This window comes from Micromonospora sp. C97 (assembly GCF_018070385.1).
GTDB lineage: Bacteria > Actinomycetota > Actinomycetes > Mycobacteriales > Micromonosporaceae > Micromonospora > Micromonospora parva.
On the sequence record NZ_JAGPXU010000054.1, the window covers coordinates 1 to 9,814 of the forward strand.

Annotated in this window: 11 protein-coding genes; 3 read left to right on the plus strand and 8 right to left on the minus strand. The window is 74.6% G+C overall.

Annotated features, from left to right (window positions below; all coding sequences use genetic code 11):
• Positions 1-32 precede the first annotated feature (32 nt).
• Positions 33-1,115 (minus strand): polyprenyl synthetase family protein, encoded by a 1,083-nt coding sequence (locus KBX26_RS31895; RefSeq protein WP_030334574.1) that lies wholly within the window; start codon positions 1,113-1,115, stop codon positions 33-35.
• Positions 1,116-1,124: 9 nt separating this feature from the next.
• Positions 1,125-1,523: a helix-turn-helix domain-containing protein gene (locus tag KBX26_RS31900; protein ID WP_210863729.1), complete on the minus strand. Its 399-nt coding sequence runs from the start codon at positions 1,521-1,523 to the stop codon at positions 1,125-1,127.
• Between the two features lie 391 nt (positions 1,524-1,914).
• Between KBX26_RS31900 and metF the strand changes: the two genes are divergently transcribed.
• The gene (metF, locus tag KBX26_RS31905) at positions 1,915-2,832 is read left to right on the plus strand and encodes a methylenetetrahydrofolate reductase [NAD(P)H] (protein WP_210863416.1); all 918 of its coding nucleotides are present in this window, start codon (positions 1,915-1,917) and stop codon (positions 2,830-2,832) included.
• A 44-nt stretch (positions 2,833-2,876) separates the two neighbouring features.
• Positions 2,877-3,566 carry a CDP-alcohol phosphatidyltransferase family protein gene (locus KBX26_RS31910; protein WP_030334567.1) on the plus strand — a complete coding sequence of 230 codons (690 nt, stop codon included), beginning with the start codon at positions 2,877-2,879 and terminating at the stop codon, positions 3,564-3,566.
• Here KBX26_RS31910 and KBX26_RS31915 read toward each other — a convergent pair whose 3' ends face one another.
• Genes KBX26_RS31915 through KBX26_RS31940 form a run of 6 tightly spaced genes read right to left on the minus strand, consistent with a single transcriptional unit; the run spans position 3,567 to position 8,868 of the window.
• Positions 3,567-5,054, minus strand: a complete 1,488-nt coding sequence (locus KBX26_RS31915) for an NAD(P)/FAD-dependent oxidoreductase (RefSeq protein WP_210867111.1) — start codon at positions 5,052-5,054, stop codon at positions 3,567-3,569. It abuts the gene before it with no gap.
• An 11-nt stretch (positions 5,055-5,065) separates the two neighbouring features.
• Positions 5,066-6,193 (minus strand): glycosyltransferase family 2 protein, encoded by a 1,128-nt coding sequence (locus tag KBX26_RS31920; RefSeq protein WP_210867112.1) that lies wholly within the window; start codon positions 6,191-6,193, stop codon positions 5,066-5,068.
• On the minus strand, positions 6,190-7,068 hold the full coding sequence (locus KBX26_RS31925) for a carotenoid biosynthesis protein (RefSeq protein ID WP_210867113.1): 879 nt from the start codon (positions 7,066-7,068) through the stop codon (positions 6,190-6,192). Before KBX26_RS31925 ends, KBX26_RS31920 begins: the two co-directional genes overlap by 4 nt.
• A complete protein-coding gene (locus KBX26_RS31930; protein WP_030334560.1) occupies positions 7,065-7,616 on the minus strand; it encodes a GNAT family N-acetyltransferase in 552 nt (183 codons plus the stop codon). The genes KBX26_RS31925 and KBX26_RS31930 overlap by 4 nt, the downstream gene beginning before the upstream one ends.
• A complete protein-coding gene (locus tag KBX26_RS31935; RefSeq protein WP_210867115.1) occupies positions 7,613-8,368 on the minus strand; it encodes a monooxygenase in 756 nt (251 codons plus the stop codon). The genes KBX26_RS31930 and KBX26_RS31935 overlap by 4 nt, the downstream gene beginning before the upstream one ends.
• 11 nt (positions 8,369-8,379) lie before the next feature.
• Positions 8,380-8,868: a YbaK/EbsC family protein gene (locus tag KBX26_RS31940; protein ID WP_210867114.1), complete on the minus strand. Its 489-nt coding sequence runs from the start codon at positions 8,866-8,868 to the stop codon at positions 8,380-8,382.
• Positions 8,869-9,312: 444 nt separating this feature from the next.
• On the opposite strand from KBX26_RS31940, the gene KBX26_RS31945 reads away from it, so the two are divergent.
• Positions 9,313-9,762 carry an SAV_6107 family HEPN domain-containing protein gene (locus tag KBX26_RS31945; RefSeq protein WP_030334555.1) on the plus strand — a complete coding sequence of 150 codons (450 nt, stop codon included), beginning with the start codon at positions 9,313-9,315 and terminating at the stop codon, positions 9,760-9,762.
• The last annotated feature ends 52 nt before the right edge of the window (positions 9,763-9,814 follow it).

Consider the following 9,814-nt stretch of genomic DNA (forward strand, 5'->3'; position numbering starts at 1 on the left):
GGGGCAGGGGCAGGTGGGGGTGGGGCAGGGGGTTAGTCGGTGCGGCGGGTTGCGGCTATGGCCAGGTCGACCAGGGCCTGGCGGGCCTCGGTGTCGAGGTCGACGGCGGTCAGCGCGGTCAGGGCGGCGTCGGTGAGTGTGGTGATCCGCTGTTCGGTGCGGGCCAGCGCCCCGCTCCCCGAGATCACCTCGCGGAGCAGGGTCACCCCCTGCTCGTCCAGCTCCTGGTCGCCGAGCCGGCCGAGCAGCAACTCGCGGCCCGCGTCGTCGGTGGCCTCCACCGCCGCCGCCACCAGATAGGTGCGCTTGCCCTCGCGCAGATCGTCGCCGGCCGGCTTGCCGGTCAGCGCCGGGTCACCGAAAACCCCCAGCACGTCGTCGCGGAGCTGAAACGCCTCACCCAACGGCAGCCCGTACGCCGAGTAGGCCGCCCGCACGTCCTGCGGCGCGTCGGCCAGCGCGGCCCCGAGCAGCATCGGACGTTCGACGGTGTACTTCGCGGACTTGAACCGGGCGACCTTGCTGGCCCGTTGCACCGAGGTGTCCCCGGTGACCTGCGTCAGCACGTCGAGATACTGCCCGACGGTGACCTCGGTGCGCATCTCGTCGAAGACCGGCCGGGCCCGGGCCAACGCCCACAGGTCCAGGCCCGCGGAGTGCAGCAGCTCATCGGACCAGACCAGGCAGAGGTCACCGAGCAGGATGGCCGCGGCGTCGCCGAAACCGTCCGGGTCGCCGCCCCAGCCGGCCTCCCGGTGCCGGGTGGCGAACCTCCGGTGGACCGCGGGCTCGCCGCGACGGGTGTCGGAACGGTCCATCAGGTCGTCGTGAATCAGGGCGCTGGCCTGGACGAACTCCAGCGCGGCCAGGGCGGTGATCACCTGGTCGCTGTCCACCCCGCCGGCACCCCGGAACCCCCAGTACGCGAATGCCGGACGCAGCCGCTTGCCGCCACCGAGCACGAACGCCTCGATCGCCTCCGCCACCGGAATCAGCGCGTCGTCCACGGCGGCGAGCCGGACACGTTGGCCGGCCAGGAACTCGGTGAGAGCCTTGTCGACCCGCTCCCGCAGGCCGTTGCGGTCGACGGGGGAGACAGGAGCAGCGTGGGTCACGCCCCGACGCTAGCCGGTCGTCATCGTTCGTGCTCCACCGCCACGCGTGGTGCGGCCGGGACCCGTTCGCCCAGCCGGTCGTACGCCGCGCGGCGTGGCGCGTCCCGGCCCGGTGGCGCGTCCCGGCCCGGTGGCCCGCGTCGAGCCGGCCCGGCGGGTGGCAGCGGCGGCCTCGGCGAGCGTCACCAGCGGCACGTTCAGGACGACGGCGAGCCAGCCGAGCCAGAACCCGCCCGGCACGCGACGCTGGCGCTCCCACCGGGAGATCTCGTGCCGACTCAGCGTCGGCACCCCGGCGGCGGCGCACAACTCGGCGGCGGCTCGCTGCTGGCTCCAGCCCCGGTCGAGTCGGCACCGAGCCAGCAACGGCCCGAGCTGCGTGCAGCGCGGCGAGGCGGGCGGGATCATGGGTCCTCCTGGCGGGAGTCGGTGCGGTGGCGCCCGACCCGCCCGACCGGACGGGACCGGCGTCACCGCTCGGTTGCTGACCCCCGCACGGGACCCCGGGGCCACCCCCGCCGCCCCTCCCGCACCGACAATTTCTACCCCGGAGGTACGACGCCTTTCCGCCCGCCGCCCCGGCGCGGTGCGCCACCGCCCGCCCCGGCGCACAACGCGACGCCGGCCAACGGGTCAGCGCGGTGCGACGCCGCCTGTCGGCTCAGCGCGGATCAGGCGACCTCGCCAACCAGGTGAGCGCCCGACCGACACCGGCCACCGGGTCGGGCGGACCGGGCGGCGTCGGCCGCTGGATGGGAAGGGCCTGGGTCCTGTTGGCGCCGACCGCTAGAGTCGGAGCGTGGCGCTCGGTCTTCCCTCGACACTCCCCAATCCGCAGCCGGCGATCGGGGAGCTCATTCGTGAGCACCAGCCGACCTTCTCGTTCGAGTTCTTCCCGCCCAAGACCGAGGCGGGGGAGCTGCTGCTCTGGCAGGCCATCCGCGAGCTGGAGTCGCTGCGCCCGTCGTTCGTGTCGATCACGTATGGCGCGGGCGGCTCGACCCGGGACACCACCGTGGCGGTGACCGAGCGGATCGCCACCGAGACCACCCTGCTGCCGATGGCCCACCTGACCGCGGTCAACCACTCGGTCGCCGAGCTGCGGCACGTGGTCGGCCGGCTCGCCGGGGTGGGGGTGCGCAACGTGCTGGCCGTTCGGGGCGACCCTCCGGGTAACCCGAGCGGCGAGTGGATCCGCCACCCCGAGGGGGTGGACTACGCCGAGGACCTGGTCCGGTTGGTGCGTGACGCCGGTGACTTCAGCGTCGGCGTGGCGGCCTTCCCGTACAAGCACCCGCGCTCGCCCGACGTGGCCAGCGACACCGCCCAGTTCGTCAGCAAGTGTCGGGCCGGCGCGGAGTTCGCGATCACCCAGATGTTCTTCGACGCCGACGACTACCTGCGGTTACGCGACCGGGTGGCCGCCGCCGGCTGTGACACCCCGATCCTGGCCGGGGTGATGCCGGTGACCCAGATCGGCACCATCGAACGGTCCGTGCAGCTGTCCGGTGCGCCGTTCCCGCCGGCGTTGGCGGCCCGCTTCGAGCGCGTCGCCGACGACCCGGACGCCGTCCGCCGGCTCGGCATCGAGCAGGCCAGCGAGATGTGCCGCCGACTGCTGGACGAGGGCGTGCCGGGAATCCACTTCATCACCCTCAACCGGTCCACGGCGACCCGTGAGGTTTGGCAGAACCTGAAAGCCGGCGCGCGCGTGTGAACACTGCGCCTGCGACACCTGTTGCCCGGCGCGACGGTTGATCCGTGGTGGGCACACAGCTGAACTGGGATCAGTACGCCACGGCGTGGGCGCGGCTGCACGGCGGGTTCGACCCTCGGGTCGCGGCGCCGGTGGTGCGTGCCTGGCTGCGATTCGCGTACCACGTCGGATATGTGCTGGGCCGACTGCGGGTCAGCCCCACCGCGGTCACCGTGGCCGGGGTGCTGCTCTGCTTCTGCGTACCGTTGCTGGTGAGCCGGCCGGGGGACGGGCCGTTCCTCGGTGCGCTGTTCGTGCTGCTCGCCGCCGTGGCGGACAGCGTGGACGGTGCGGTGGCGGTCGCCACCGGCCGCACCACCCGGCTGGGCTACGTCTACGACTCGGTCGCCGACCGGCTCGGTGAGGTGGCGTGGCTGCTGGCGTTCTGGCTGGTGGGCGCACCAGGTGGGCTGGTCGTCGCGGGCGGCGCGCTGTCCTGGCTGCACGAGTACGTCCGGGCGCGGGCGGTCGCCGCCGGTATGCGGGAGATCGGTGCGGTGACAGTGGGCGAACGCCCCACCCGGGTCTCGGTGGCGCTGGCCGGCTTGCTGGTCGCCGGGCTGGCCGGGCTGATCGAGCCGGACCTGGCCGCCGGCACCATCACCATGGCGACAGCGGTCTGGGTGCTGCTGGCCGGATTCGGCCTGGGGCAACTGCTCTCCAGCATCCGGCGCGCCCTGCTCGACGCCGATTGACTACCAGGCGGGGCCGATCTCGTCGGCGACGATCTGCGCGGAGAGGGTCACCATCGGCAACCCGCCGCCCGGGTGGGTGGAGCCACCCACCAGCCACAGCCCGTTCGCCGGGCCCCGGTTGGCCGGGCGGAGCAGCCCACCGGCGGTGCCGTAGATCGAGCCACCTGGCGCGCCGGTCGCCACGTCCAGGTCGGCGGGGGTACGGATCTCACGGAACAGCAACCGGTCGCGGACGTCCACACCGCGCCGCGCCAGCACGTCCAGGATCCGGTCGGCGTACGCGTCGGCCAGCCCCGGACGTCGCCAGTCGACAGCTCCCGCCGCGGTGCCCTGCCGAGCGGCGTTGACCAGCACGAACCACGCCTCGTGTCCGGCGGGGCGGACCATCGGGTCGTCGGCCACCGTGACGAACACCGTCGGGTCGGCCGCCGGCCGGGCCCGCACCCCGCGCCCGGGGTCACCGAAGACCGCGTCGAACTCGGCGTCGTAGTCGTCGGGGAAGAAGACGTTGTGGTGGGCCAGCCCGGTGCTGCCGGAGACGCCGAGCAGCAGCACGAAACCGGCGAGGCTGCGGTCGGTCAGCGCGGCCAGCCGACCCGGGTGCGGCAGCAGGTCACGGTAGACGGTGATCGCGTCCACGTTGGCCACCACCACGTCGGCGGGCACCGGGGCGGCGACTCCGGCGAGGCGAACCCCGTGCACCCGGCCGCCGGTGGCGTCGATCCGGGTGACAGTGGCGTCGGTCTGCACGACCACGCCGAGGTCCAGGCAACGGGTCAGCAGCGCGTCGGCGAGCGTGCCCAGCCCGCCGCGCAGGTACCAGCCACCGAAGGCCAACTCGGCGTAGGGGACCGCGACCAGCGCCGCGGGTGCCCGACGTGGGTCGGCGCCGGTGTAGGTGGCGTACCGGTCCAGCATCATCCGCAGCCGCGGGTCGGACAGGTGCCGGCGGCCCAGGCCGCGCAGGGTGCGGCCCGGGGCGATGGCGGCCAGGTCTCCGACGCGCCAGGCCAGCGACGCGAGGTCGCGGGGGGAGTCGACGGTACGGCGCAGGATGTCCCGCGAGGAGGCGTTCCACACCCGAGCGGCCCGACGCCACAACCGCTGCCAGTCGGCCGCCGCCCGGTCGCCGAAGGCGGCGCCGATCCGGCTGGCGAACTCCACCGGGTCGGCGCACGAGTCCAGTGCCGGGCCGCCGCCGGGGAAGACGTGCCGGACGATCGGGTTCAGGCCGACCAGGTCCAGGTACTCGTCGAGCTTCGCCCCGGTCGCCTCGAACAGGTCGTGGAAGACCTCGGGCAGGGTGAGCAGGCTCGGCCCGGTGTCGAAGTGGAACGACCCGGCTGGTGTGTCGTGCGCGTACCGGCCGAGCTTGCCGCCGACCGTGTCGGCCCGCTCGAAGACGGTCACCTGGTGCCCGGTGGCGGCCAGCCGGGCGGCGGTGGCGAGGCCACCCACCCCGGCGCCGACGACCACGATCCGCGCCATACCGCGTCCTCCTAGCTGACCGGGCGACCCCGCCAGGTCAGGCGGCGTCGCTTTCGCAGATGGTACGACCGCACTGTCAGCCAACCGAGGACCACGACCGACACGGGGTGTGCGAGCGCGTCGGGCCGCCATCGGCCACCTGTCGCGCGGGCGGTGAGCACCCGCCCGGCCACCCCGAGCAGGTAGCCGGCCAGGCCCACGGCGGCCACCCCGGGCGCGCCGGCCACCACGCCAGCCAGCGCCACCAGTGGCGGGGCGGTGTAGAGCAGCAGCAGCGCCGCCACCACGGCCGCCGCCGCGCCCGGGTGCCCGAACGACGCCCAGAGCGACTTCGAGTACCCGTCGCGCAGTTGCGGCCAGTCGTCGTACATCCGGCAGGTGGCCAGCCGGGAGCCGTCGGCCAGGGCGATCCGCCCGCCGGCCCGCTTGACCGCCCGGGCCAGCTCGACGTCCTCCAGGATCCGGTCGGCGACCGCGGCGTGCCCGCCGGCGGCGGTGTAGCCGGCCCGGTCCACCACCAGGAACTGCCCGCCCGCCGCGGCCAGCGACGGCCGCGGTGAGCGTTCCATCGCGCGCAGCGGCAGGAAGGTGAGCCAGAGCCACTGCAACAGCGGCTGCACCAACCGGTCGGCCGCCGTCGCCACCACGATCCGGGGGTACGGCGACAGCAACGTCACCCGGGCGGCGCGCAACTCGGTGACGGCCGCGGCCACGGCGTGCGGGGCGAGCACCACGTCGGCGTCGACGAAGACCAGCGCGGTGGCGTCCGGGTCGGCCCGGGTGGCCAGCTGCCAGCAGGCGTGCGGCTTGCCCAGCCAGCCCGGCGGCGGGGCGACGCCGCTGAGCAGCGTGACCCGGGGGTCGTCGCCGACCACCGCGCGGACCACGTCGGCGGTGCCATCGGTGGACCCGTCGTCGAGGACCACGATGCGCAGCCCGGGTACGCCGCGTTGGGCGAGCAGGGCGCGCAGGCAGGGTGTGACCCGGGTGGCCTCGTCGCGCAGCGGCAGCAGCACGGCCACCGGCTCGTCGACGGCGTCCGGCCGGTCGGTGGGCCGGCGCAGCCACCGGGCGGCGTTGAGCCAGGTGTGTCCGGTCAACGCGGCGACGGCGATCAGCAGGCCGAGCAGGACGGTCATCGGGTCGCGTCGACGCCGGGGCGGTGCGGCTGGTGGGCCTCCCGACCGGGGTCACCGCCCCGGTGGGCACGTAGGAAGGTCACCGTGAGCGGTACGGCGGTCACCGCCATGCCGGCGGCGCCCCAGAGCGCCGACGCGGGCAGGTCGAGGAAGACCGCGTGGGCCAGGATGCTGGAGAAGTACGTCCACAGGTACAGCGCGACCATCGGGTGGTCCCGCCGATCGGTGTGCGCGGCGGCCGGCCCGGCCAGTGGGCGCAGCGCGCTCATCATCAGCACCGCGAAGAGCAGCCAGCCCAGGTAGTTGCTGACCGGGATGCCGGCCAGGCCGGGCAACGCCGGGGTGGCGTCGCGCCAGACCCAGTAGCCCTCGGCCACCATCTGCGGGTCCAGGAAGAGGTCCCAGGCGGCCAGCCCCACAGTGGCCAGCGCGATCCGCCCCACCCACCGCCCCACCATCGACCCGCTGCCGCCGGCGGTCAGTGCGCCGCCGTCGGCCGTTGCGGCGTTGCCGCCGGTCAGTCGGACCGCTGCCAGCCACGCCGGCCAGGCCATCCAGGTCCAGGCCAGCGGAATGATCAGTGGCACCCCGGCCAGCTTGGGGCCCAGCTCCCCGGAGTAGTCGTAGCTGCCGAACGGCACGCCGGTGGCCACCCCGATCGCCTCGATCGCGAACCCGCCGCCGGTGGCCACCGCGACCAGCGCCGCCGCCACCCGTGGGCCCCGGCTGAGCAGCGCGTGGCCGACCGAGAGCAGCCAGCCGAGGACGACGGTGGCCACGGTGAGCCCGGCCCGGGTGTCGCCGGTGGTGAGCGGGTAGCAGATCTGGGCGAGCACCAGGACGGCGAGCAGTGTCCAGGAGATCCGTCGGGTCATGACGCCGGCGGGTCGAGCGGCAGATCCCGACCGAGCACACCGAACGGCCGCTCGTCGCCGGGGAAGTGGAAGTCGCGCAGCACGTCGACGAAGCCGAACCGTCGGTACAGCCGCCAGGCCCGCGAGGTCTGCTCGTCAGCCTCCGGGGTGGACAGCAGCGTGGTGTCGCCCTCCGCCATGCCGAGCAGGGCGCGCAGCTGACCGGTGCCCAGGCCGTGCCCCTGCGCCGGTGGCCGGACGTGCAGCTCGACCACCTCGAAGCAGTGGGTGAGCCAGCGCGTACGGGTCGGGGCGTCCAGCGCGCGGTGCACCTGGTCGTGCCACCACTGACCGGAGGCGCCCAGATAGCCGTAGCCGAAGCCGGCGAGGTGCCCCTCGCTGGTCAGGCTGGCGACCGCCCGGAAACCCGGCCGGCGAACGTGGGTGGCGATGTAACCGCGCCGGGCCTCCAGCAGGTCGGTGCGGTATCCCATCGCCTCGCCGTAGACGGCCACCACGTCGTCCAGCCGCCGGACGAGATCGTCCGGCGTCCAGCGCACCAACCTCATGCCCGTCCACCCTTCACCGTTTCCGGGCCACCATCGGCGGCCCACCCGAGCACCGACCGGTCGCCGACCACGTCGCGCACCTCGAACCGGGCGAACAGCTCCTCGGCGTACCAGCCCGCGGTGGGGGTTCGCATGATCGCCGCCCGATGCTCCGGGTGACGGTACGCGAACGCCACCAGGTCCGTCGGGCCGCGCCACACGCTCACCGTGCCCTGCCAGCCCAACGGTGCCTCGCCGACCCCGAACCGGGCCAGCAGCCCGGGCGCGTCGCGCAGGGCGGCGGCCACCGGTGGGATCGCCCGCCAGAAGGTGGCGGCCCGGCGGGCCCGCAGCCGGGCCCGGGTCAGTGCCAGCACCGGGCCGGTGACCCGGCCGCCCGACGGGTCACCGAACGGCCGCTGGCCGGACCACTCGCCCCGGCTGGTCAGTGGGCGCAGGTCGATCCGGGCCTGGGCGTGGGCGATGCGTGCCCAGGCCCGTCCGACCGACGAGTCGTCGAAGTCGGCCGCCGCGGCGGGGGAGTCCCAGACGGTCAGCGCCGCCCACCGGGTCAGGTCGGCGTCCCTCGGCCCGAAGTCGGTGCCGGTCCCGGTGCCCAGCAGCTTGCCGAACCGGGCGCCCGGGAGGGCGCGCAGCCGGCGTGGGTCCAGCGCCATCCGGGTCAGCGCCCGGGGCAGCGCGCCGCGGGAGGTCCGCCACACGTGCAGCGTGACCAGCTCCGGGACCGCGCTGCCGGACTGGTTGGTCAGCACGCTCCGCTCGCTCACGCCACCTCGGCCGGGGTGCCGGCGGTGACCCGCAGCAGTTCGGTGTAGGTGGTCGGAAAGACCGCCTGGGGTACGCCACCCGCGGCCCAGATCTCCGGGTACGCCGCCAGCGCCGTGTCCACCAGGGTGCGCAGCGGGTGCGGGTGCCCGAGGGGGGCGACCCCGCCGATCGGCTGTCCGGTGTGGGTCCGGACGAACTCCGGGGTGGCCCGGCGCAGCCGGGTGACGCTGATCGATGCCGCCAGACCGGCGGTGTCGACCCGGTGCGCGCCGGAGGTGAGCACGAGCAGCGGCGTGTCGTCCGCGTCGAAGATCAGGGAGTTGGCGATCTGACCGACCTCGACGTCGAGCGCCTCGGCGGCCGCCGCGGCGGTGTGCACCGCGTCGGGCAGCAGACGGACCAGGCTGGGCTCGCCGGTGCCGTCGCGCGTGCCGGCGGCGGTGAGCGCGTCCTGCACCGCTCGTACGTTCGGGTGTGGCTGCATGTCGTCATTCTTCCCGGTTCGCCGGGGTGGGTTCATCCGGCCGGCACGCTCAGCGCGTCACACGTTGCATTTTCGTCGGAGGGGAGGTGTACTGTCAGCAGTAGTTAGAACGAGTGTTCGATTGCCTCGAACGCCCGTTCCAACCAGCCGGAGCGCGGCGTTTCGCGGCGCCACCTCCGGGCGGTGCGGCTCCGCGGGCCGCACCTGGGTTTCCGGGCAGTCGCGAGCCTGGTCCCAACAGGCAGGAGCGTCGTCCGCCGCCCACGACCCCCGGGCGGCGGGCGACGCACCCGCCGGTCCGCCGGCCGGGTGTGGTGTGGGGAAGCATCCACACCCGGCCGGCCACACCCGGTGCGTCTTCCTCCGCACCACCCCGACCTCGGCGTCTCGTCGGTGGCAGCAGCCGCCGCAGTGACGTCTCGGCCACGTGGAGGAGAGACACCCATGCCGACCAACCCGGCTCAGGCACCGACGGTGCCGGCACACGTGCTGCCGCATCGCACCCCCGCCCAGCTCCTCATGTTGGCCCGCCGTGGGCTGGTCGAGGCCGGCCAGACCCGACCTGACGGCCTGCGCTACGCGGCTGCCCACCTGGCCGCCCTGCGCGCGGCGGCGGCCCTGCTCGCCGCCCGGGCCCGGCCCGCGCCGAGTCGGCGCAACCGGATCACCAGCGTCTGGGTCCTCCTCTGCGCGGTCGCTCCAGAGCTGGACGAGTGGTCCCGGTTCTTCGCAGCGGGGGCCAGCAAGCGTGCCGCCGCCGAGGCCGGCATCCCCCGGGTGGTCAGCGCCCGGGAGGCCGACGATCTGCTCCGCGCTGCCGAACAGTTCGTCACGGTGGTGGAAGCCGCGCTCGGCGTGGCCCACCAACCGGCTCTGGACGGCCTCGCCGCCTGATCCCGTCGTGCCACCGGCCGCCCTGCGGGGGGAGCCGGGCGGCCGGTGGCAC

Bases quoted from the DNA above. Each gene is read 5' to 3' on its own strand.
- KBX26_RS31915 (WP_210867111.1), bottom strand. From the start codon at position 5,054: ATGGCGCGGATCGTGGTCGTCGGCGCCGGGGTGGGTGGCCTCGCCACC.
- KBX26_RS31940 (WP_210867114.1), bottom strand. From the start codon at position 8,868: ATGCAGCCACACCCGAACGTACGAGCGGTGCAGGACGCGCTCACCGCC.
- KBX26_RS31925 (WP_210867113.1), bottom strand. From the start codon at position 7,068: ATGACCCGACGGATCTCCTGGACACTGCTCGCCGTCCTGGTGCTCGCC.
- KBX26_RS31900 (WP_210863729.1), bottom strand. From the start codon at position 1,523: ATGATCCCGCCCGCCTCGCCGCGCTGCACGCAGCTCGGGCCGTTGCTG.
- KBX26_RS31920 (WP_210867112.1), bottom strand. From the start codon at position 6,193: ATGACCGTCCTGCTCGGCCTGCTGATCGCCGTCGCCGCGTTGACCGGA.
- KBX26_RS31945 (WP_030334555.1), top strand. From the start codon at position 9,313: ATGCCGACCAACCCGGCTCAGGCACCGACGGTGCCGGCACACGTGCTG.
- KBX26_RS31930 (WP_030334560.1), bottom strand. From the start codon at position 7,616: ATGAGGTTGGTGCGCTGGACGCCGGACGATCTCGTCCGGCGGCTGGAC.